Origin of the sequence: Serratia marcescens, assembly GCF_001902635.1 — a bacterium.
Lineage (GTDB): Bacteria > Pseudomonadota > Gammaproteobacteria > Enterobacterales > Enterobacteriaceae > Serratia > Serratia marcescens_F.
The window spans coordinates 208,898-232,828 of record NZ_MJAO01000003.1 but is presented as its reverse complement, the minus strand read 5'-3'; the positions used below and the strand labels follow the sequence as shown (position 1 = coordinate 232,828).

At 62.5% G+C, this 23,931-nt stretch carries 15 protein-coding genes; all 15 read left to right on the top strand.

Annotation, left to right across the window (positions count from 1 at the left end):
- Positions 1 to 48 precede the first annotated feature (48 nt).
- The 15 genes from BHU62_RS04195 to copA all read left to right on the top strand — a co-directional run bounded on the left by BHU62_RS04195 (position 49) and on the right by copA (position 23,922).
- Positions 49 to 1,206, top strand: a complete 1,158-nt coding sequence (locus BHU62_RS04195) for an acyl-CoA dehydrogenase family protein (RefSeq protein ID WP_073529299.1) — start codon at positions 49 to 51, stop codon at positions 1,204 to 1,206.
- Positions 1,206 to 3,218: a DUF6041 domain-containing protein gene (locus BHU62_RS04190; RefSeq protein ID WP_073529298.1), complete on the top strand. Its 2,013-nt coding sequence runs from the start codon at positions 1,206 to 1,208 to the stop codon at positions 3,216 to 3,218. The genes BHU62_RS04195 and BHU62_RS04190 overlap by 1 nt, the downstream gene beginning before the upstream one ends.
- Positions 3,215 to 5,881 (top strand): PEP/pyruvate-binding domain-containing protein, encoded by a 2,667-nt coding sequence (locus tag BHU62_RS04185; RefSeq protein WP_073529297.1) that lies wholly within the window; start codon positions 3,215 to 3,217, stop codon positions 5,879 to 5,881. The genes BHU62_RS04190 and BHU62_RS04185 overlap by 4 nt, the downstream gene beginning before the upstream one ends.
- A 170-nt stretch (positions 5,882 to 6,051) precedes the next feature.
- The gene (locus BHU62_RS04180) at positions 6,052 to 8,655 is read left to right on the top strand and encodes a biosynthesis protein PigD (protein ID WP_073529296.1); all 2,604 of its coding nucleotides are present in this window, start codon (positions 6,052 to 6,054) and stop codon (positions 8,653 to 8,655) included.
- Positions 8,652 to 11,213 carry an aminotransferase class III-fold pyridoxal phosphate-dependent enzyme gene (locus BHU62_RS04175; RefSeq protein ID WP_073529295.1) on the top strand — a complete coding sequence of 854 codons (2,562 nt, stop codon included), beginning with the start codon at positions 8,652 to 8,654 and terminating at the stop codon, positions 11,211 to 11,213. Before BHU62_RS04180 ends, BHU62_RS04175 begins: the two co-directional genes overlap by 4 nt.
- A 10-nt stretch (positions 11,214 to 11,223) precedes the next feature.
- Entirely contained in the window at positions 11,224 to 12,240 is a 1,017-nt protein-coding gene (locus BHU62_RS04170; protein ID WP_073529294.1) for a methyltransferase, read from the top strand.
- A gap of 23 nt (positions 12,241 to 12,263) precedes the next feature.
- Entirely contained in the window at positions 12,264 to 12,527 is a 264-nt protein-coding gene (locus BHU62_RS04165) for an acyl carrier protein (protein WP_073529293.1), read from the top strand.
- Positions 12,524 to 14,470, top strand: coding sequence for an aminotransferase class I/II-fold pyridoxal phosphate-dependent enzyme (locus BHU62_RS04160; protein ID WP_073529292.1), 1,947 nt, complete (start codon positions 12,524 to 12,526; stop codon positions 14,468 to 14,470). Before BHU62_RS04165 ends, BHU62_RS04160 begins: the two co-directional genes overlap by 4 nt.
- A 4-nt stretch (positions 14,471 to 14,474) precedes the next feature.
- Positions 14,475 to 15,950, top strand: a complete 1,476-nt coding sequence (locus BHU62_RS04155) for a D-alanine--poly(phosphoribitol) ligase (RefSeq protein WP_073529291.1) — start codon at positions 14,475 to 14,477, stop codon at positions 15,948 to 15,950.
- Entirely contained in the window at positions 15,947 to 18,244 is a 2,298-nt protein-coding gene (locus BHU62_RS04150; RefSeq protein ID WP_073529290.1) for a polyketide synthase, read from the top strand. The genes BHU62_RS04155 and BHU62_RS04150 overlap by 4 nt, the downstream gene beginning before the upstream one ends.
- Positions 18,245 to 18,257: 13 nt before the next feature.
- Positions 18,258 to 18,572: a RedY gene (locus BHU62_RS04145; RefSeq protein WP_073529289.1), complete on the top strand. Its 315-nt coding sequence runs from the start codon at positions 18,258 to 18,260 to the stop codon at positions 18,570 to 18,572.
- Positions 18,556 to 19,203 carry a 4'-phosphopantetheinyl transferase superfamily protein gene (locus tag BHU62_RS04140; protein WP_073529288.1) on the top strand — a complete coding sequence of 216 codons (648 nt, stop codon included), beginning with the start codon at positions 18,556 to 18,558 and terminating at the stop codon, positions 19,201 to 19,203. Before BHU62_RS04145 ends, BHU62_RS04140 begins: the two co-directional genes overlap by 17 nt.
- Complete coding sequence (locus tag BHU62_RS04135; protein WP_073529287.1) at positions 19,200 to 20,258, top strand: prodigiosin biosynthesis protein PigM; 1,059 nt, start codon at positions 19,200 to 19,202, stop codon at positions 20,256 to 20,258. The genes BHU62_RS04140 and BHU62_RS04135 overlap by 4 nt, the downstream gene beginning before the upstream one ends.
- An 18-nt stretch (positions 20,259 to 20,276) precedes the next feature.
- Complete coding sequence (locus BHU62_RS04130) at positions 20,277 to 21,005, top strand: DUF1295 domain-containing protein (RefSeq protein ID WP_073529286.1); 729 nt, start codon at positions 20,277 to 20,279, stop codon at positions 21,003 to 21,005.
- 205 nt (positions 21,006 to 21,210) lie between these two features.
- Complete coding sequence (gene copA / locus BHU62_RS04125; RefSeq protein ID WP_073529285.1) at positions 21,211 to 23,922, top strand: copper-exporting P-type ATPase CopA; 2,712 nt, start codon at positions 21,211 to 21,213, stop codon at positions 23,920 to 23,922.
- Positions 23,923 to 23,931 lie beyond the last annotated feature (9 nt).

Sequence of the window (23,931 nt, the reverse complement as noted above, 5' to 3'; positions counted from 1 at the left end):
TAGAAGTATTAGCTGCTTTAATCATTCAACCCGATAGCGGAGTTCGTCATGGATTTTAATTTATCAAGCGAGCAGCAGGCTCTAAGCGAATCCGCGCAGCGTTTTGCCCGCGAGGTGCTGGATCAGGATGCGCACGCTCGCCTTTCACAGCGGGTATTAAGCCTGGATCTGTGGCGACAAGCCGCCGCATATGGCTTTACCCGCGCCCCCGTGGCGACCTCGTTCGGCGGGCTGGGCATGAGCGCGCTCGATACCGCGCTGATGATTGAGGCGCTGGGGAAAGGCAGCCGCGATATCGGCATGTCCTTCTCGCTCTGCGCCCATCTGTGCGCCTGCGTGATCCCGCTCTCCCGTTTCGGTTCCGAGGCGCTAAAAGCGCAGTATCTCGAAGCGATGGCAGCCGGCAAGCTGATCGCGGCGAATGCGGCGACGGAGCCGGAAGCCGGTTCCGATATTTACGCCATGAAATCAACCGCGCAACCCTGTAACGGCGGTTACCGTCTCAACGGAAGCAAGATTTTCATCACCAACGCACCGATTGCCGACATCTTTATCGTCTATGCGAAAACCCATCCCGAGCATGGCTTTATGGGCGTCAGCGCATTTTTGATCGAGAAAGGAACGCCCGGCTTAAACGTCGGCGCGGTCAGCCCTAAAGATTGCCTCTCCAACTGCCCGTGGAGCGAACTGACCTTCAACGACGTCTTCATTCCCGAAGCCCAACGGCTCGGTATGCCGGGCGCCGGCGGCGCCATCTTCCACGACTCGATGATCTGGGAAAAGGGCTGTCTGTCGGCGCTGTTTGTCGGCGCAATGGATCGCGTGCTCGACAGCGCGCTGCACTATGCCAAACAACGCCGGCAATTCGGCAAAGCGATCGGCCAATTTCAGTCCGTCTCCAACCGCATCATCGATATGAAACTGCGTCTGGAACAGTGTCGGCTGATGCTCTACCGCGCCTGTTGGAAACACGATCGGGGCCAAGACGCCGAGATCGACATCGCCATGAGCAAGCTGCTGATTTCCGAATATGCCGTGCAGTCCGCGCTGGACGCGATTCAAATTTTCGGCGGCGCCGGTATGGATCAAGAACTCGGCCTGGTGCGCCACTTGCTGAACGTGATCCCCAGCCGGATTTTCTCCGGCACCAACGAGATACAAAAAGAGATCGTCGCCCGCAAACTGGGCTTGCGGGGAGGCGCATAATGATCGTTCAACGCCTTTTTGCCGTGCTCTACATGCTGGCCGGCCTGGCGAAAGCCTTCCCTCAGTTGGAAAACGTCGCCGATATTCTGCAGCAGGCGGCCGTGACGAACCAGGGCACCTGGTACGCCGGGGCGACGGTTTGGCTGGCGGCGCACGGCGCGGCGGTCAATGTGCTGACCGGCGTGGCGCTGTTTGGCTCCGGCGCGGTACTGATGTTCAACCCGCGTTGGACGACGTTGGTCATCTACTGCCAGCTGCTGATGATGGCGGTGTTTGTCACTATCCTGCATCGCGCCCAGCCGCAGGTCCTGTTGCTCGATGCGATTTTTGCGCTGGCGGCGCTGTACATGCTGCGACAGCAACACCACCGCAAGCCCAAGCCGCGCACGTTCCCCACGCGCGACTTTTCCACGCCCACGCCGGCGACAGGCGGCCCGGTAACGCCCCCGCTGGACGACGAGTATGACGTGGTGATCATCGGCGGCGGTGTCTCCGGTCTGGCCGCGGCCAGCGAACTGACCGACCGCCGGGTTCTGGTGTTGGAAAAAAGCGCCTCCTTCGGCGGCAACGCTCGCTATAGTGCGGTGAACCGCCTGAAGTTCCCCATCGCCGGGGTCTGCTTCCAGGAGCCGCTGCCGGATTCGTTCATGTTGCAGCTGCTAAAGAAAATCGGTCTGAGCGGCGCCTATAAGTCCAACGAAAAGGACACGCTGGTGTTTTTCGACACCTTCTTGCTGCTCCGATGCCTGGGCGAAGTCGTCGTCGGTTTTCTCAAACAGCCGGTTTACCTGCTCAAACCCGCCGTCTGGCGCCTGACCGGGCAGCTGTTCCTGCATGTCTTGATCGGTAAGCCTTATGTTATTGCGGCAAAGCAGTTGGGCGATCCGATTTTCGCCGATCTGTATGCCTTCCTGGATACCTTCTCGCCGCGCGGCGAACGGTATCCCAGCATGCCCTGGACGCCGGAGAGCGCCTGGAGCAAAGAGCATATGACGCTGCTCGATAATATCCCGCTGTATACCTATTTGTTCGAGCCGCACAAGCTGGGTCAGGTTCCGGCGCACCTGCGGCCGCCGAGAAAATTCGGCAAGCTGGTGGAGAATGCCGTGAGCACCACGCTGCGCGTGGAATGTCTCGATATCCGCGAAGTGTCCGCCTACGTCGGATTGCACTTCCTGGTAGGGTATTTGCGCGGCAATCTGGTGACGCTGCCGGGGGGTAACGGCAGCATCAGCGCCGGGCTGCACGACTATCTCGATGTGCAAAGCAACGTCAGGCTGCAAAGCCGCGTACAGCTTAAAGGCATCACGCCCGGAAACGACGAAACGGTGATCCAGCTGAGCGTCAATGGCGCAGTCAGCGAAGTCAGAGCCAAACAAGTGATCTGGGCCGCCCCCAAAACGCATTTGCCAACCTGGCTGCCCGCCCTGCCCAAAGAGCAGTTGGCGGCAATCCGCAAAATCCGCCATGAAGATTACTACCTGGCGAACGTGCTGTTGAAAAAGCCGATCCTCGAACGCTCATTCGGCGGCTATCTCATCGAGCCGGAAAATGCCCGCACGCCTTACTACTGGAGCAAAGCCGGCACCTGCCTGGTCGCCAATTGGATGGACAATCACCTCAATGTGGAAACCGGGGTATTAACCCTGCTCAAACCGACCACCCGGCCAGAGCGGCAAGGGCGCACCGCGCAAAACGAATTCCCGGCGTTGCAGCAGCAGACCTATGTCGAAATCGCCAAGGTGCTGGGCAATATGGGCATTAACGCCGACATCATTGAAGACATTCAAATCTGGTTCTGGCCCGCGGGCCTGGTGACCTCGGTCGCCGGGCAACAGGCCCAGGGGGTGTTTCACCAGGCCAGCAGGCCGTTTGAAAACATTCACTTCGCCAATCAGGACAGCGTAGGCATCGGTAATATCGAAAGCGCAGTGTTGGCCGGGCTGCACGCCGCCAAAGCGGTGAAAGAACGCCTCGCGATGCCCGCAACGCCTGCGGAGGTAACGCCATGAACCCAACCCTGGTAGTTGAGCTCTCCGGCGATAAAACGCTGGAACCCCATCGACTGGGCGGCAAAGCCCATTCGCTGAATCATTTGATTCAGGCGGGTTTGCCGGTACCGCCGGCGTTTTGCATCACCGCGCAGGCTTACAGGCAATTTATCGAATTCGCCGTACCGGGAGAGCTGCTCAACGCGGGCGAGCCGGACAACGTGCGCGAGATGATTTTGCGCGCCGCCATCCCCGCCCCGCTCGACCAGGCGATCCGCCACGCCTGCAAGCAGTTGGGCAACGACGCCTCGCTTGCGGTGCGCTCTTCGGCGCTGGAAGAGGACGGGCTGACCCACTCTTTCGCCGGGCAATACGACACCTACCTGCACGTGCGCGGGGATGACGAGGTGGTGCGCAAGGTGCAATCCTGCTGGGCTTCGCTCTGGGCGGAACGCGCCGCGCAGTATAGCCGGACGTCGGCGGCGCAGAGTGATATCGCCGTCGTCTTGCAGATCATGGTGGATGCCGATGCCGCCGGCGTCATGTTTACCCAGGATCCGCTGACGGGCAATGCCGACCATATCGTCATCGACAGCTGCTGGGGGCTAGGAGAAGGCGTGGTTTCCGGGCAAGTCACCACCGACAGCTTTATTTTGGACAAGGCGAGCGGCGAGATCCGCGAACGGCAAATTCGCCACAAGCCGCACTATTGCCAGCGAGACGCGCAAGGACGCGTCGCCCTGCTGCAAACGCCCGAGGCCAGGCGGGACGCCCCCAGTTTAACCCCGGAACAGCTGCTGCAGCTGGCCACGCTGGCCCGGCAAACCCGGCTGATTTACGGCACAGAACTGGATATCGAATGGGCGGTGAAAGACGATCGGGTGTGGCTACTGCAGGCGCGGCCGGTCACCACACAGGCCAAACCGGCTCAGGTGCTTTACGCCAACCCGTGGGAAAGCGATCCGGCGGTCAAGGAACGGGCCTTTTTCTCCCGGATGGACACCGGCGAGATCGTTACCGGTTTGATGACGCCGCTGGGGCTGTCGTTTTGCCAGTTTTATCAAAAGCACATTCATGGCCCGGCGATCAAAACCATGGGGCTGGCGGATATCGGCGATTGGCAGATCTATATGGGGTATTTGCAAGGCTACGTCTATCTGAATATCTCCGGATCGGCCTACATGCTCCGCCAGTGCCCGCCAACCCGCGACGAAATGAAATTCACCACCCGCTACGCCACCGCCGATATCGATTTCAGCGGGTATAAAAATCCCTATGGTTCCGGCGTACAGGGATGGGCTTATCTCAAGAGCGCCTGGTACTGGCTGAAACAACAGGCGCATAACCTGCGCAGCGCCGCCGCGACCGTCGATACGATGATCGCCCTGCGCCAGCGCGAGACGCGCCGCTTTCTGGCGTTGGATCTGACGGCCATGACGCATCAGGAACTGGAACGGGAGCTCAGCCGCATCGACGGTTATTTCCTCGACAGCTGCGCCGCCTATATGCCCTTCTTCCTTCAGTCTTTCGCGCTTTACGACGCGCTGGCGCTGACCTGCGAACGTTACCTCAAAGGGCGGGGCAACGGATTGCAGAATCGTATCAAGGCGTCGATGAACAATCTACGCACCATCGAAGTCACGCTGGGTATTCTCGGCCTGGTGGAGACGGTCAATCGTCAACCGGCTCTGAAGGCCCTGTTCGAGCGACACAGCGCGCAGGAACTGGTCAGCGTCCTGCCCGCCGAACAGGATTCGCGTGCTTTCTGGCAAGGCGACTTCAGCGCCTTCCTGTTCGAGTTCGGCGCCCGTGGCCGCCAGGAGTTCGAATTGAGCATTCCGCGCTGGAGCGACGACCCCAGTTACCTGCTGCAAGTGATGAAAATGTATCTGCAACATCCGGTGGATCTGCACAAGAAACTGCGGGAGACGGAGCGACTGCGCCATGAGGACAGTGCGGCGCTGCTTAAAGCAATGCCCTGGTTTGGCCGGATGAAGCTGAAACTCATCACCAAACTGTATGGCGTGATGGCCGAACGCCGCGAAGCGACCCGGCCCACCTTCGTCACCGAAACCTGGTTCTACCGCCGCATCATGTTGGAAGTGCTGCGGCGCCTCGAAGCGCAAGGCATGGTCAAAACGGCCGATCTGCCGTATGTGGACTTCGAGCGCTTCCGCGCGTTTATGGCGGGAGAACAGTCGGCGCAGGAAGCGTTCGCCGCCGATCTGATCGAACGCAATCGCCACCAGCATCTGCTGAATCTGCATGCGGAAGAGCCGCCGATGGCGATCGTCGGGGGGTATCAGCCCAGGATGAAAGCGCCCACCGCGGAAAGCCCCACCGGCGTGTTGTTCGGGCTGGCGGCCAGCCCCGGAAAAGTGGTGGCGAAAGCGCGCGTCATCACCGATCTGCAGACGCAGGCCGGCGAACTGCAACCCAACGAAATCCTGGTGGCGCGCTTTACCGACGCCAGCTGGACCCCGCTCTTCGCGCTGGCAGCGGGCATCGTCACCGACATCGGCTCCGCGCTGTCCCACAGCTGCATCGTGGCGCGCGAATTCGGCATCCCCGCGGCGGTCAACCTCAAGAACGCCACTCAGCTGATCAACAGCGGCGACACGTTGATCCTCGATGGCGACAGCGGGACGGTCATTATTCAACACGGAGAACGTGCCGATGGCTAGTCCGCGCCATATCCGGCGAAGGTAAACAATCCGCCTGAAAACAGCGCAATACAACGAGGGTGATGCGCGCGGCAACCGCCGCCTGCAGAGACCGTCGCGGGCTTTGTCGTGCCAAATTTGCCCGCCTGGCTGAAGCCGTCACTCCATTTTGGCTGCACAAGGAACTCATCATGACGACCCTGACAGGACAAGCAAGACTCACCAACTCCGCCGCCTACGAACAAGTGTGGCAAGCGGAGCGCCAGGCCTGCCGTGCCGACGCAGACCCCGACACCATCACGGTAGGCGTGGTGGTGGTGACGCGCAACCCGGACTTTTTCCAAACCGGGCTCAGCGTACTGAACGATATCCGCGATTATGTTTTCAACCGCGTGCATATCCAGTCCGAGCTGCCGCTGAGGCTGCTGGATCTGGCGACAGATTCGCTTTATCTGGCCGCGCGCGAAAAGGCGCTGCACTTTCTCAAGGGCCAAAACAAAGCGATCAATATTCGCATCATCCAGTGCGCCAGTCTGGCCGAGGCCACCGGCAAGATCATCTATACCCATGCGCTGGAGCAGCGCCCCGAATTTCATCTGGGCATGCTGTTTTACGATCAGACCACGCCGGCCGGCGTCGATGACAGCATCGAACAGATCGATCGCGATTTGGATGCGTTTTACAGCGCCTTGCAGCGCAGCGGCATCCCCGCTTTTTACACCACCTTCTCCACCGTCGCGTTCATTCGCCAGCTGCGATCGCCCTTCCGCTATTTGCCGCAGCAATACCGCGAAATCGTGCGCAGCGAAGATCCGGCGATATTCCAGACCGAGCTGTTGTGCCTGTGGATGGACTTCTTTGAGATGAATTACACCAACCGCCGGGTCAAACCGATCGGCGCGCTGGCGCTGCACAACACCCTGGGTGAGCAGCTGATTCAGTTCTTCGAACGCACCGCCGCCGATCGCTGGCTGGTGTCCTATTACACCGGGTCGATCATCTCCAATTTGATCGGCTATCTGGATCGCCATGCGGAAGCGCGTGGCGCGCTGATCTTGCGTGGCCCGAACGAACACGCCATCGCCTGCGGCGCCATGGCCAACTGGCAGCTGTACCGCATGCCGTTCCTCGGCGTGGTGACCTCCGGCATGATGGATGAATTCAAGGGCACCCTGGCCAACCTCAAGGAAACCGCCGCCCAAGGCATCATCGTCGCGGCGGAAAACCGCGACAATCAATGGTACAGCTTCCAGGGAACGCTGACGCCGACGGAAGACATGCGCGAAGTGCTTATCGCTCGCCGCATCCCGTTCGTTTATATCGATGACGTCGAAGGGATCGGCGCCGGCCTGACAGAAGCCTTCCGGCTTTATCATCAAGGCCAGGGGCCGGTAGTGATCCTGGCGACGCAAAACGTGCTGGAATCCACCCTGTCGCTGGAGGACGCCGTCTGCGATCCTTCGCCGATCCCGGTTCTGTCGGCGGACGATCCGTTGCCGATGAGTGAAAGCCTGGCGCAGGCGCTGGCGCTGATCAACGCTGGGCCGGAGCGGCTGGTTTGGCAGTTGGGCCCGGTCAGCGACGATGAATACGCCCTGATCCACGACATCGCCGACGCCGCCGGCATCGCCCTGGTGGACTCGCTGGCGCACCCCGGCTCGGCGCCGAAATACTATCAGGGGCAGCGCAATCCCCACTATCTAGGCACCCTGGCGATTTACGGCTACAGCCCGCGGGTCTACAACTTCCTGCACACCAATGACAAGCTCAACGCCATGAGCGAACAGAGCCTGTTTATGATCAAGAGCCGCGTCGCTCAGATCACCACCCCCTTCTCCGACGGCAGGCTGGAGCGCAAGGTTCATCTGGTACAGCTCACGCACGACGAACGCCATCTGTCGCCCTATGCCGATCTGCATCTGCACATGAACTGCCTGGCGTTCCTGCGCGCGGTGAAAGCCCACCTCGCCGTCGATCCGGCGCTGCGGGAAAAACGCCGGGCGTTGATCGCCGCCTATCTCGATTCGCCTTCCGACGTGGTCAGCCAGCTCCCCAGCCTGCCCATGTCGGCCAACTACTTCTTCTGCCAGTTGAACCGGGTGATCGAAGGGTTGATCGAAACGGAGGGTTTTGATTTTACCGGCGTGTACGACGTCGGCCGGTGCGGCATCTCCGCCACGCGCAACGTCGCCAAGACGCGCCGCGGCTTTTCCGGTTGGTATGGCCGCGCCCTGATGGGCGATGCCCTGCTGGCCACCGCTTACCTGGCTTATACCAGCCCCAGCCACGTGGTGGCGTTTATCGGCGACGGCGCCAAAGGGATCGTGCCGGACATTCTGCCGGCCTTTATCGACAACATCCTTACTCATCCGCAGCTGTTGAATAAAAGCATCACCGTTTTCTATTTCTGCAACGGCGGCCTGTCCGTCATCAATACCTATCAGGAACGCATCCTGTTCAACCGCACCTCGCGGCAAATGCGGTTGGTGAACGTCGAGCAACCCGACGTCGAGCAAACGGTCAACAACTTCCATATCCAGAGCAAAACGCTCACGCACTTTGACGAGGACGCCATTCGCCAGGCGTTGACCACGCCGCGCCGGCTCAATCTGTTCTCCGTGGTGCTGGGGCACAACAACGAAGGCGACGGCATCTCGCTGGCTACCGCCAAAGGCTGGCAGCGCGATCCGAGCGACCACGACGCTCTGCAGGAGCGCAAAGCCTGGGCAGCCCAGCAACCCGAATCAACCAGCACCGCCTTCGACCAAGATCCTACACAGGAAGCCACCTCATGAAATTCGGATTCATCGCTCATCCCACGTCGCTGGGGTTGAAACGTTACGTCAAAATGCTCGATCTGCTGCAACGCAACTCGACCGAGCAGCACAGCGGCTATAAACGTGAACTGTGGGAACGGCAAAACCTGGTTCCCTTTATGAACTTCGCCAGGATCACCTCGGCGACCGGCGCCACGTGCGAAGGGGTGATCAAGTACATGCCGCTGGTGGCGGATGAAATGCTGGCCGACGCACGCGGCATCGCCGCCAGGGTGGTGCAGGGCATCGAAGAGCTGGCCGGCGATGGCGCCGAGTTGGTCGGCCTCGGCGGCTTTACCTCTATCGTTGGCCGACGCGGCGAAGCCACCGCCGAAAAGTCGCCGGTGCCGGTCACTTCCGGCAACTCCCTGACCACCTATGCCGGCTACAAGGCCCTGATGCAGATCCAATCCTGGTTGGAGATTCGCCCGGAACAGGAGCCGGTCGCCATCGTCGGCTATCCGGGTTCGATCTGTCTGGCGTTGAGCCGCTTGCTGCTGGCGCACGGTTTCTCGCTCCACCTGTTGCACCGCGCCGGCAACCATGACCGGCGCGAGCTGCTCAGCCATTTACCCGAGGAGTATCACTCGCGCGTCACCCTGACCAGCGATCCCGAAGATCTCTATCCGCGCTGCAAACTGTTTGCCGCCGCGACCTCCGCCGGCGGCGTGATCGATCCCGCAAGACTGCAACCCGGCTCGATCTTCATCGACGTGGCGCTGCCGCGCGATATCGCTTCGGAAACGCGTCCGGCGCGGGGTGACATTCTGATCATCGACGGCGGCTGCGTCACGGCGACCGATGCGGTCAAGCTGGGTGGAGAATCGCTCAACGTCACCATCAAGCAGCAATTGAACGGCTGCATGGCGGAAACCATTGTGCTGGCGCTGGAAAACCGGCGAGAAAACTTCTCGCTGGGCCGCTATCTGGCACCGGAAAAAGTGCTGGAGATCGGTGAAATCGCCGAACGTCACGGGTTCTTCGCCTATCCGCTGGCCTCGTACGGCGAGCGCATCGATCGGCAGAGCGTGACCAATCTCAAGCGCTACTACCACCATGACATCTATGCCGGGGAACAGGATGAAGCGGCGCTGCCCGCATCGCGCCTGGCGTTCATCGACGCCGTCATCGCCCAAACGCCGGCCAGGGAAGACACCCTCGATCGCTATCATCAATACATCAACCCAATGATGGTGGACTTCCTCAAGTTGCAGCACTGCGACAACGTCTTCCGCAGCGCCGCCGGTACCCAGCTGTATGACGACGCGGGCGAGGCTTTCCTGGACATGGTGGCGGGCTACGGGTGCCTTAACCTGGGCCACAACCCGCAGCCGGTGGTCAACGCGTTGAAAAACTACCTCGACGCCCAAGGCCCCAACTTTATTCAATACATCTCAATTCCCGAGCAGACCGCCAAGCTGGCCGAGGTGCTCTGTCGTTTGGCGCCGGGCAACATGGGCCGGGTGTTCTTCAGCAACTCCGGCACCGAAGCCGTTGAAGCCGCGATGAAGATCGCCAAGGCCTCGACGGGCAAGCCGGGCATCGCCTATCTGCGCAACAGCTACCACGGTAAAACGCTGGGCGCGCTGTCCATCACCGGACGAGACAAGCACCGCCGCTATTTCACACCGCTGCTGGACACAATGGTGGAAGTCCCGTTCGGCGACCTTGCCGCGCTACGGGAAGCGCTGAACCGTGAAGATGTCGGTGCGCTGATGATCGAGCCGATCCAAGGCGAAGGCGGCGTGCATATCCCGCCTGCCGGTTACCTGCAGGCGGTGCAGCAGCTCTGCCGCCAGACCGGCGTGCTGCTGATGGTGGACGAAGTGCAAACCGGGCTGGGACGCACCGGCAAACTCTTCGCCTGCGAATGGGACGGCATTGAGCCGGACGTGCTGATGCTGTCGAAATCGCTGTCCGGCGGCCTGATCCCCATCGGCGCCACGCTGTGCCGGGCCGATCTTTGGCAAAAAGCCTACGGTACGGCCGATCGCTTCCTGGTGCACAGCTCCACCTACGGCGGCGGAAACCTCGCTTCGGTGGTCGCCCTCAGCGCGCTGCGCGAGATCCTGGCGCAGGATTTGGTCGGCCATGCCGAACGGACAGGTGCCTACTTTAAGCAGGCATTGAGCGAGGTCGCCGCCCGCTATCCGTTCGTCAGCGAGGTGCGCGGCCGCGGTCTGATGCTGGGGATCCAGTTCGATCAGGCATTCACCGGCGCGGTCAACGCCTCCGCCCGTGAATTCGCCACCCGGCTGCCGGGCGATTGGCACACCACCTGGAAGTTCTTGCCCGACCCGGTGCAGGCCCACCTGCGAGCGGCGATGGATCGTATGGAACAGGCGCTCGGCGAAATGTTCTGCATGAAATTCGTCACCAAGCTGTGCCAGGACCACAAGATCCTAACCTTCATTACCGCCAACAGCTCGACGGTGATCCGTATTCAACCCCCGCTCATCATCAGCAAAGCCGAGATCGATCGTTTCGTCGGCGCCTTTGCCACGGTGTGCGAGGAACTTTCCACCTTTTTAGACTAGGGAGCCGGCAATGCCTTTAACCAAGCAAGATGCAGTCAACCAGATGATGGGATTTTTCCAGGCCAAAGCGCTGACCGCCGCACTGGCGTTGAAGCTGTTCGATCAGCTGCGCGATCGGGATGCCGACGCGGCGCACATCGCCGCACGGCTTGGCTGCCCGGCGCGCTCGACCGAACAGTTGCTCATCGCGCTGCGGGCCATGGGCTATCTCGACCAGCGAGACGGCCTCTATCACCTGCCCGCCGCTCACCGGGCTTTTCTGTTGAGCGACGAACCGCAGTGGCTGGGGTGGCTGGGCCGCCATATCGATACCTTCCTGTACCCGCTGTGGGGCGAGCTGAAAACGGCGGTGCGAAACGATGCCCACCAGCGCCGCACGGTGTTCGGCGACGACCGCAGTTGGTTCGACATTCTGTACCAAAACCCGGACGACGTGGCGGATTTCCAGGAGTTTCTCGGTAAATTCGCCGCGCCCTTTATCGCCGGCTTTGTGCGCGATTACGACTTCTCACAACACCGTGCGTTTTTGGACATCGGCAGCGGGATCGGCAGCCTGCCGATGGCGATCGCCGACGCTTACCCCGGGATCGCGCTGGCGATCTGCGAACTGCCGCAGGCTTCGGCGTTTTTGCGCGACAAGCTGACGCTGCAAGGCTATGGCGAACGCATCGACGTGGTGGAAGGCGATGTCATCAGCGGCGATCTGCCGATCGGCGGCTACGACCTGATCCACCTGGGATGGATGCTGCACGACTACGCCCCGGAAACCCAACTGACCATCCTGCGGAACATCTATCGGGCGATGCCGGCCGGCGGTCGCTTCATCGCTTCCGAAACGCCGCTGAACGAAGACAAATCGGGGCCGGAGTTTACCGCCCTGCTGTCGCTGAACATGCTGGTCTCCACCGACGGCGGCATAGAGAGCAGCTCGCAGGAATACCTGGACAGGTTCCGCCAGGCGGGATTCAGCAACGCGCGCATCATGAAAATAGCCGGCCCACGAACCCTGATCGTCGGCGAAAAATAACCAGTTAGCAACGGGAGCTCGCAATGTTAGAAAGCAAATTGATCCAGCATATCGCCACGCAGTATCTGGATGGTGATCAAGACGGCCTGAACGCTCAAACCCCGCTGTTTGAACTGAACGTCGTCGATTCCGCCTCCATTTTCGATCTGGTGGATTTTCTGCGCCAGGAGTCCAACGTCGCCATCGGCATGCATGAGATCCACCCGGCGAACTTCGCCTCGGTGCAGGCGATGGTCGCGCTGGTGCAACGGTTGCAAGCGCAAGTCACCGCAGGGGGTGCCGCATGAGCGTTCACTCCGTCGATAGCGCCACGCACGCGCATGAAGCCGTCCGGCAATCGGTGCTGCATACCTTCGCCCGGTTGACCGAGTACGAACCGTCGGCACTGGCCCTGAACAGCCATCTGGAAAACGATTTGGGCGTTGACTCCATCGCGCTGGCGGAAATCGCCGGGGCGCTGAACCGTCAGTTTCAATTAAATACGCCGTTGGAGATCCAAGAGATCAAAACCATTCAGGACGCGCTCGACGGTATTTTGCAGCGCGGTTTCACGCTGCCGGCACCGATCGTTGCCGTGCAAACCGCCCCCGATACGCCGCAGGCGTGGCTGAGCGCCCTCGTGCGCCAGGTGTTCGCCGCCCACAGCGGGTACGAAGTGCATGAACTGACCCCCGACGCCGCCATTGAAGGCGACCTGGGTATCGACTCCGTGGCGGTGGTGACGGCGCGCAACGAGCTGCTCAAGACCTTGGGCCTGGACGACAACGCGGCGCTGGCGGAGTGCCGCACGCTGGCTGAGCTGGAGAACAGCCTGGCGGCGCGGCTGGTTCAGGAACTGGGCGAAGCGTGGTTCAGCCGCTTTGGCCAGCGAACTACCGCCGCCGCCGCACCGCAGCCCGCCGTGGCGCCCCCGCAGCCGGACGCGCGCGATGAGATCGGCGATCCCCGTACCATGCGGGACTTCGTCGGCATCGAGCACCCGGATTTATTCCATAAAACGCGCGAATTCGGCGCTTTTTATCGCGATAAAAAACAGCGCCAGCTTTACTGGTACGGCATGCCGCTGGAAACGCCGTGCAAAAACCGCGCGGTCATGTTCGACGACATCACCGGTAAAAGCCGCGAATTTCTGATGTTCGGATCCAACAGCTATCTGGGGTTGTCGAACCACCCGGAAGTGATCCACGCCATCCAGGACGCCGCCGGCCTGTACGGCGCCACCAACACCGGGTGCCGCATCATCGCCGGCAGCAACGTGCTGCATCTGGAGCTGGAGCGCAAGCTGGCCAAGCTAAAAGGGCGTGAGGACTGTATCGTCTATCCGTCCGGCTACTCGGCCAACCTGGGGTGCATCTCGGCCCTGACCAGCCGACACGATCTGGTGTTCACCGACGCCATCAACCACATGAGCATCCAGGACGGCTGCAAGCTGGCGGGCGCACAGCGGAAAATTTATGACCACTCTCTGACCAGCCTGGAGAAATCGCTGGCCAAATACGCCGATCACCCGGGCGGCAAACTGATCGTCACCGACGGCGTTTTCAGCATGCACGGCGATATCGTCGATCTGCCGCGCTTGATGAAGCTGGCCGAACGCTACGGCGCGCGCGTATTGGTCGACGACGCGCACGCGACCGGCGTATTGGGCAAAACCGGCTCGGGCACGGCGGAACACTTCAATATGAAAGGCCAGGTGGATCTGGAACTGGGCACCATGAGCAAGGCGCTGTCGGGGTTGGGCGGCTTCGTTTGCGCCGACGGCGAAGTAGTCGAATATCTGCGTTTCTACTCCAACTCTTATGTCTTCGCCGCCACCATTCCCGCCGCGGTCGCCGCCGGCGTGATCGCCTCTATCGACGTGATGCTGCGTGAACCTGAACGCCTGACCAAACTGTGGGACAACATCTACTACTTCCGCACGCTGCTGCTTAATGCCGGTTTTGACCTCGAGCATTCCGACTCGGCCATCATTCCGGTGGTGGTGGGCGACGACGCCAAAACGCTGCTGTTCGGCCGCGCCGTCCGGGCGCGCGGGCTGTTCTGCCAAACCGTGGTCTTCCCGGGCGTCAGCGTGGGCGACGCCCGCTTACGCATCAGCGTGACCAGCGAGCACACGCGGGAAGATCTGGATGAAGCCTACGCCATCTTGGTGGCGGCGGCGCTGGAGACCGGCGTGCCCGTCAACGGCGAAGTCCGACGGGAAGAGCGCACACGCGCCGCCGAGGTTTAACATCATGGCGACCTTCACTTCACCGATACTGGGGGCGCTGTTCAGGCACGCCCGGCAAGCGCCGGAAAGCACCGCTCTGCTGTGCGGCGATCGGCGCTGGAGCTATCGCCGCCTGGCTGACCGCGCCTGCATCATGGCGGAGGCGCTGCGACGCGCCGGGTTGAACCGGCAGGCCGTGCTGCTCAACCTGCAAAAAGGGCCCGACGCCGTCGCCGCCATGTACGCATGCTGGCTGAGCGGCAACCACTATGTTCCCATCGATTTCAGCCAACCGGCGGCGCGCATCGAACGCATTATCGCCGCCGCCTCTCCCGCGCTGATCGTCGATGAGACCTGGCTGAGCGCGCTCGACGACCGCACCGATCTCGCTGGCGCCTGGCCGGAAGCCGTCGACGCGCTCGAATCGCCCCTCGCCGCCATCCTCTATACTTCAGGCTCCACCGGCACCCCGAAAGGGGTGCAAATCACCCATGACATGCTGACGTTTTTCATCCACTGGGCCGTCGGCGATACGCAGCTGACGGCGCGCGACGTGCTGGCCAACCATGCCAGTTTCGCCTTTGATCTGAGCACCTTTGATCTGTTCGCCGGCGTTTGCGCCGGCGCCGCGACCTGGCTCGTGCGCGAAAGCGAGCAGAAAGATTGCCAGGCCCTCGTGCGCGGGTTGCAAACGCACGGCGTCACCCTGTGGTACAGCGTTCCCTCGATTTTAGCCATGCTGGAAAAGAGCGCGTTGCTGACGCCACCGGCGGTGAAAACGCTGCGCCAGGTCACGTTCGCCGGTGAGCCTTACCCGGCCGCCGCGCTGAGGCGCCTGGTCACGCATCTGCCGGCGCAGTGCCGCGTCAGCAACTGGTATGGCCCGACGGAAACCAATGTCTGCACCGCCTACGCGCTGGATCGAGCGCAGCTGGAGACGCTGGAGCAGATCCCCATCGGCCATCCGCTGCCCGGCTTGACGGCGCAGTTGGTGGATGAGCAAGGACACCTGCAGCCGATCGACGGTACGCCGGGCCGACGCGGTGAGTTGCTGATCGGCGGGCCATGCGTCACCCCCGGTTACAGCAACGTCACCTCATCGCGGCAGGCGGCGTGGCATCCGCACCAATGCCACGCGACCGGCGACTGGGTGGAGACAACGGCGAATGGCCTGGTCTACCGCGGCCGCCTTGACGACATGGTGAAGATCAACGGTTACCGGGTGGAACTGGGCGAGATCGAATCGATCCTTCATCATCATCCCTCGGTCAGCCAGGCCGCGCTGTACGTCGAGCTCGGCGAGCTGAGGCAAAAACTGATCGCCGTGATCACGCTCTATCCCGGCGCGCCACGCCCCAACCTGCTGGAGCTCAAACAGTTCCTGCAGCCCAGACTGCCCGCCTATATGATCCCCAGCCAACTGGTGGTCGCCGACAGCCTGCCGACCAACGCGAACGGCAAGGTGGACAGGGGGCGTTTGTCCGAGGTGAGCGCCCGATGAGCCAGGGAACCCACGCCGCGCCGCTGGCGCTGGTCGGCATCGGCTGCGCACTGCCCGGCTTCGATCCTGTTGATCTGTCGAACGGCGCCGCCTGGTCGGCGCTGTTCGACGCCCCGCCGCCGATGTCGTGGAGCGACGCCGCCGCGCCGATCCGCGGCCGTCAGATCGACGACGCCGCTTTTGACTTCAAAAAATTCGCCATCCCGCCGCTGTTTCGACTGGCGGTCAGCCGCGAGACTCGTCTGGCGCTGCAGGCCGCTTCCGCCGCCATGCAGCATCTGACGCTATCCGACGCGCTGCGCGACCGCTGCGATCAATTTTGCGCCACCCATTTAGGCAGCGATGCGGCCTATCGCAACGCCACCAAAGTAGGCGCGCTGCGCAGCCTGGCGGAACGGTTTGACGCGCAGGGGCACCCACCGGCGGCGGTGATGCGCCGGGTTGACGACTACAAGCAGCCGCTGGCTCAGGCGTTCGGCAGTTCATCTCACGATCGCGTGGGGGAAATGGCCTCCAGCATTCCCGCGCGCATCGCCCATTTCGCCCGCACGCGCGGCAAATGCCAAACCCTCGACGGCGCCGATCTGGGCGGCCTGCGCTTGTTGCAGCTGGCACAAGACTGTTTTCGCCATGCCGACAGCCGCATGGCGGTGCTAACCGCCGTACAATGCTTCCACCATCAGCCCCAGGCGGACATGCTGCTGGCACAGGGCGTTTCCTCTTCGGCCTGTTGGCTGGAAGGGGCAATCAGCCTAGTCGTTTGCCCGCTGGACGTCGCGCAGGAACAGGGGTGGCCGGTAATGGCGCAATTTTCGACCCTGATCGCCGAACGACAGGATACGGCGCCGAACGCCGATTATTTTGCCGGCGCCAATCAGGTGTTCTGCCATCTCCTCGACATGCTGTTGCAACGGCGGCAGGCGTGCGCCGGCCACTCTTTCACCGGCTATCGCTGGCGGATAGCGGCGACGCCGACGCCATCGTTAAAACCGACAAAACCGACGGTTTCGCCGCGCGTAAGCATCATCGACTATCAGCCCATCACCGCGCAGGGGCTGGATAAAGCGCGTTTCTGGCAAACCCTGCGCAACGGGGAGGACGCCCTGCGCGATCACAGCCCCGAACAGCTGCATCCCGGCGCCTTCGTGCGAGCCACGCCGCAAAAGCTCAGCACCTACATCGGCCATGCCATGAGTTTTCCAACGCACGATCCGGCGCAGCTTGAGCTGGTGCGCCCCATGATGCCGGTCAAAAAGCAGCGTCTCGACGTCACGCAATTGCATGCCCTTAATGGCTGCGCGACGTGGTCCGACAGCCTGCGACGCTTTGAACGCATCGCCATTATCGTCGCCAGCAACCTGTCTCTGAGCGCCGATCGGCAACAGGCAATGGGGGCGCTGTGGCCGGTATTGCCTCCCGCCGGCCTCTCTCTCTCGCCTCCGCCCCAACCCGCGATCAATCGCTGGAGCTGGCACGGTGCCTGCGGCATCGGCACCGCGCAGCTGTTGGCTCAACAGCTCGGGGTCGAGGCGGACTGTTACGCGGTCGAAGCGGCCTGCGCCAGTTCGCTGGCCGCCTTGCACAATGCGGTCAGGGCGTTACAGGCCGGCCGCTACGATGCGGTGGTGGTCGGCGGCATCGAAACGGCGACGCTCGAACGCGATATGGTGCTGTGCAGCGCGCAAATGATGCTTTCCGCTTCACGCATTCGCCCTTTCGCCAGACAGGCCGACGGTTTTACCCCCGGCGACGGCGGCGGCTTCTTCATTCTGACCGGGCAGGCGGCACCGCAAGCCATCGCCACCATCGAAGCGATATCGGGATCTTGCGACAGCTATTCCATGACCGCGCCCGACCCGCAGGGGCAGGCGCTGGCGATCGAGAAAACCCTGAGCCTGAGCGCCGTCGATGCACGCCAGGTACAGTATCTCGAAGCGCACGGCACCGGCACCGAACTGGGCGATCGGGCGGAAATCGCCTCATTGCGACAGGGGTATCGCCGCGCCGCGCACTCCCCTTTGTACATCGGTTCGGTGAAGTACAACTTCGGCCACTGTTTCGCCGGCGCCGGCGCGCTCAGCCTGTGCAAAGTGCTGAGCGCTTTCGAACACGGCCAGATCCCGCCCACGCCGGTGACGGCGTTGAATGCCGAACTGCCGCTGGCGGCGATCCCGGCCGAGATCCCGCAAACCGCGCTCGACTGGCCGCACGGCGAAGACGGGCGCCGGGCGGCGATCAACGCCTTCGGTACCGGCGGTATCAATTACCATTTACTCATCCACCAACCCGCTTAAAAAGGCCGCTCAGATGCACATTATCGTCCATAAAATTCGGCTCAAAGACATCGCCCACCGCGACGAGTTTCGCGACTGGGTGGAGACGGTCGATTATCAGGCTTGTCACCACCTCGACGCGGTACGTGCCTTCGATGTCATCGAGGTCAGCCCCTCGGCGGAGGCGCCGTTTCACTTTATCGAAATCATTCAGCTGAACTCGCTGAAAATGTTCGAGCGCGAGATGCAAACCCCGCTGTTTCAAAGCCTGGTGGAACGCTTTAATCAGCTGGCGGAAGTGATTGACGAAATCAGCGGAGAACGCATCGCCGATGGTTATCGAGCATAGCGTGGCGCCACATATCGCCATCGCGCTGGGCGGCACCCACCGCCGCGCCGCCGTTCCGGCATTGCGGCATCTGTCGGCGGTGAAAAGCAGCGCGCGGGCGCAGGCCGTCACGCTGTTAAATCGGACATGGGACCAGGAACGCGCGACCGGCTTTACGCTGCGCCATGAGGCGAGCGGGCAACCGTTCGGTGAACATCCCCTGCTGGGGCGCCGTCACGTTTCCCTCAGCCACTCGCATCTCTGGTACGCCAGCGCCACCGGCGATATCCCGCTCGGCATCGACCTGCAGCATTATCGCCCCTTCTCCGGCGCCGCGCGGCGCTTGGCCTTTAGCGCGGCGGAACGGGGCTTGGGGCGCATACAGGCCTGCGCCGTCTGGGCCATTCGCGAAGCATTTTTAAAAAGCCACGGCCGCGGCCTGCCCTACGATTTGCGAACGATCGGCATCGACTGGCAAACCGGGCTGGCGTCGAGCGCCGACGGCAGTTTGGCGCGCCGGCGCTTCTGGCTGTGGCGCAGCCTGGACTGGGCGTGCGCGCTCTGCTTCCCGGCAGAGGAGGGCATATCGTCCAGCACGAACATTACCGTCTATCCCCTCTCCGCCCCTTCCGCTTTCGGAGCCTTATCATGACCCACGACCTTTTCGCCGCGGCGCTGCAGCAGGCGGTGGACATTGCGCGGCAGGCGCCCTCTTCACACAACTGCCAACCCTGGTCGATTCACTATGACGCCGCCGCCCGATGTGGCCGATTGTCTATCGACCGCCGGCGCGCCTTGCGCAGTCTGCCTTCGCTGGAACGCGAAATGCTGATGAGCTGCGGGATCTTCTTCGAGTACCTCAGCGCGCTGCTCAACTGTGCGGGCACGCCGCTCACCTGGCGCTGGGAGAATGCTCCAACGCATTTACTGAGCTTTGCACCGGCCGCACCCACCACGCCCGATCACGCCGCCTATCGCCAACTGGCGCAGCTGATCGCCGAACGGCACACCGCACGGGCGGCATATCTGCCCACGCGAATCGATGAAGCACAACGAATGCAGCTGCTGACCTTGTTCAACGGAACGGCGAGCTCACTCAGCATCGCAGGCGACGAACACGCCCGCCGCCAGCTCGCGCAGCTCACCGCGCGCCATGCCGCGCTCGATTTTTCCGATCGTCAGGCCTGGCGGGAAACCTACCAATACATCCGTTTCAACGAACGGCTACCCGCCGACGACGGTTTCCACCTGCATCATCTGTTTGGCCCGGTATCCACCTCGTTCAAACGCTTCTTCCAATTGGCGTTTCATCCTCGCTTAAGCCGGCTGGCGGCCGGGCTGCGTTTGCCCGCCTATATGGCGCAAGGGCTGGCGCAGCGCGTCGCGGAAGGCCCGCAATACCTGGCGCTGAGCCTGAGCGACGAAAGCGCCGAGAACCTGTTCGCCACCGGCATGCGGCTTGGACGCCTGTGGCTCACGCTGCAACACTGGGGATGGGGATTGCATCCGCTCAGCGTTCTGGTGCAACACACCGAGGCGCGGCGCGAGCTCGCTGCAACCCTGGCGCTCAGCGCCCCCCCGGTGTTTTTTGCCCGTTTCGGCCATCTGCAACAGCCGGGCAGCGCAACGCCCAGACGCAGCTGGCAAAGCATTTTAACCGCGCCGCCGCCCAGCGAGTCCGCGCACCTGGGGAACGACGCCCCTTAATCCGCTTAGGAGAACACAATGAACGTATGGATGGCTTTGGCCGTTGTCTTGTTGGTCCTTGCGCTGCTGGCGTTTATCACCAGCCGCGGCGCGCAGGACACTCGCCCGATGTTCCTGTGGGGGTTCAACGCCATGGGGCCGGTTACCCTGGTCTATTGCTATTTCGGCGAGGGCGATCTGAGCCACAAAGCCCTGATCCTCGTCCTGGTCGGCCTGTACCTGCTGCGCATGAACATCGTGCTGACACGCTGGTACGGCAACACCGCCGCCGCCAAACTCAAGGACGTGATGCCCACACAGCAGGTACCGTGGCTGGCGGTGATGATGGTCATGATCTTCGGCGGCCTGTATTGCCTGCCCTTCTACTGGGCCAGCAAGCTGCAGGGGCCGTGGAGTGCGCTGCAATGGCTGGCCATTGGCGTCTACCTGATCGGCACGCTGTTCCACTTCGGCAGCGATTACCAAAAGCGGCGCTTCAAACAGGATCCGAACAATAAAGGCCGGCTGCTGAACAGCGGCTTCTGGGGGCTGGCGCGCCATCCGAATTATTTCGGCGACTTCCTTATTTTCATCAGCTTCGGGCTGCTCGCCGGCAACCTGTTTGGCCTTGTCGCACCGCTGACCAACCTGGTTCAGTATTTCGCCGACGCCATCCCCAAAAGCGAGAAAATGGCCGAGAAGCGCTACGGTGAGGTCTGGCGCAACTATAAACGCCAGGTGAAGTGTTTCATTCCCTTCGTGCTGTAACCCCAGCGCGGCGGCACGGTCTGGGTAACACGACCGCGCTGCCGCCGATATAATTCCTTGTTATACAATGTAAAACCACCGTCATTCCCCGCAGGTGAAAAACCGCCTTGACCTTTCCCTTGCTGGAAGGTTTAACCTCTGCTCTTAATAAAAACAGATCCTGCGGTGGCCGTTTCAACACCGCCTTTAAGCAAGGAGTCAAATCATGTCACACACCACTATGCTGTCATTGCAGGGGTTGTCCTGCATGAACTGCGCGCAGCGGGTGAAAAAAGCCCTGGAAAGCCGCAGTGATGTCGAACAGGCCGACGTTAACGTGCATTACGCCAAAGTGACCGGCGAAGCGCCGGACAGCGCGCTGATCGACAGCGTGATCGCCGCCGGTTATCAGGCCGAAGTCGCGCCGCGTGCCGATACCGAACTGCAGCTGAGCGGCCTGAGCTGCATGCACTGCGTCGGCAGCACCCGCAAAGCGCTGGAAGCGGTGCCGGGCGTGTTCGCCGCCGAGGTCGATGTCGACAGCGCGAAAGTGTACGGCGATGCCGATCCGCAGGCGCTGATCGCCGCGGTGGAACATGCCGGTTATCACGCCAGCGTGGCGGGTACCGTCGTCCCAAAAACTGAGCCGTTGACTGACGCAACACCTTCGTTGCCGGACGTTCAGCCAGCGGCGCAGCTTCCCCTTCCGGCAACCGACGGCGCGGACGACAGCGTGCAGCTGCTGCTCAGCGGCATGACCTGCGCCAGCTGCGTCAATAAGGTGCAGCAGGCGCTGCAAAACGTGCCCGGCGTGGAGCACGCGCGCGTCAACCTGGCGGAGCGCAGCGCACTGGTGACCGGCGCCGCCGATGCGCAGGCGCTGGTGGCGGCGGTGGAAAAAGCCGGCTACGGCGCCGAGATGATCCAGGACGAAACCGAACGCCGCGAACGCCAGCAGCAGACCGCGCGCGCCAACATGAGGCGCTTTAGCTGGCAGGCAGCACTCGGTCTGGCGTTGGGCGTCCCGCTGATGGCCTGGGGGCTGTTCGGCGGCAGCATGACGCTGACGCCGGAAACCCAGCGCCCGTGGCTGCTGGTCGGCATGATCACCCTGGCGGTGATGGTGTTCGCCGGCGGGCACTTCTACCGCAACGCCTGGCGCGCGCTGATGAACGGCAGCGCCACCATGGATACCCTGGTGGCGCTCGGTACCGGCGCCGCCTGGCTCTACTCGATCGCCGTCAACATTTGGCCCGATTTCTTCCCGATGGAAGCACGCCACCTCTATTACGAGGCCAGCGCGATGATCATCGGTTTGATCAACCTCGGCCATGCGCTGGAACAGCGCGCTCGTCAGCGTTCTTCACAGGCGCTGGAGCGGTTGCTGGATCTGACGCCGCCCACCGCGCGGCTGGTGAGCGACGACGGCGAACGCGACATTCCGCTGGCGGAGGTGCAGCTCGGTATGACGCTGCGGCTGGCCACCGGCGACCGCGTGCCGGTCGACGGCGAAATCGTGCAGGGCGAAGTCTGGCTCGATGAAGCGATGCTGACCGGTGAAGCCGTGCCGCAGCAAAAAGGCCCCGGCGACACGGTGCATGCCGGGACGGTGGTCGACGACGGCAGCGTGCTGTTCCGCGCCGCCGCCATCGGCAGCCAAACCACGCTGGCGCGCATCATCAAGTTGGTGCGTCAGGCACAGAGCAGCAAACCGGCGATCGGCCAGCTGGCTGACCGCGTCTCGGCGGTGTTCGTGCCGGCGGTGGTGGCTATCGCCCTGTTCAGCGCGGCGATGTGGTACTTCTTCGGCCCGCAGCCGCAGCTGGTCTATACCCTGGTGATCGCCACCACGGTGCTGATCATCGCCTGCCCTTGCGCGTTGGGATTGGCGACACCGATGTCGATCATCTCCGGCGTCGGCCGCGCGGCGGAGTTCGGCGTGCTGGTACGTGACGCCGACGCCCTGCAGCAAGCCAGCCAGCTGGACACCCTGGTGTTCGACAAAACCGGCACCCTGACCGAAGGAAAGCCGCAGGTGGTGGAGATCCTGACCTTCAATCAGGTCAGCGAACAACAGGCGATCGGCTGGGCCGCCGCGCTGGAGCAAGGCTCCAACCACCCGCTGGCGCGCGCCATCATGGAACGCGCCGCCGGGCAAACGCTGCCGCAGGTAGCGCAGTTCCGCACCCTGCGCGGCGCCGGCGTCAGCGGGGAAATCGACGGCGTGCCGCTGCTGCTGGGCAACGCCGCGCTGCTGGAACAGCATCAGGTCGCGACCGCCGAACTGGACGCGCCGATGCGCGCCCAGGCCGAACGCGGCGTGACGCCGGTGCTGCTGGCCGTTGACGGTAAACCGGCCGCGCTGTTCGCCATTCGCGATCCGCTGCGCGAGGACAGCGTCGCGGCGCTGCAACGTCTGCACCAGCAGGGGTATCAGCTGGTGATGCTGACCGGCGACAACCCGGTGACCGCCAACGCCATCGCCAAAGAGGCCGGCATCGATCGGGTGATTGCCGGGGTGCTGCCGGACGGCAAAGCGGCGGCGATCAAGCAGTTGCAGGCGCAGGGCCGCCGCGTGGCGATGGTCGGTGACGGCATCAACGACGCCCCGGCGCTGGCGCAGGCCGACGTGGGCATCGCGATGGGCGGTGGCAGCGATATCGCCATCGAGACCGCCGCCATCACCCTGATGCGCCACAGCCTGCACGGTGTGGCAGATGCGGTGGCGCTGTCGAAGGCCACGCTGCGCAACATGAAGCAGAACCTGTTCGGCGCCTTTATCTACAATACGCTGGGCATTCCGATCGCCGCCGGCGTGCTCTACCCGCTGACCGGTGCGTTGCTCAGCCCAGTGGTGGCGGGTGCGGCGATGGCGCTGTCATCGATTACCGTGGTCAGCAACGCCAACCGGCTGCTGCGCTTTAAACCCAGGAAGTGATCCCCCGGG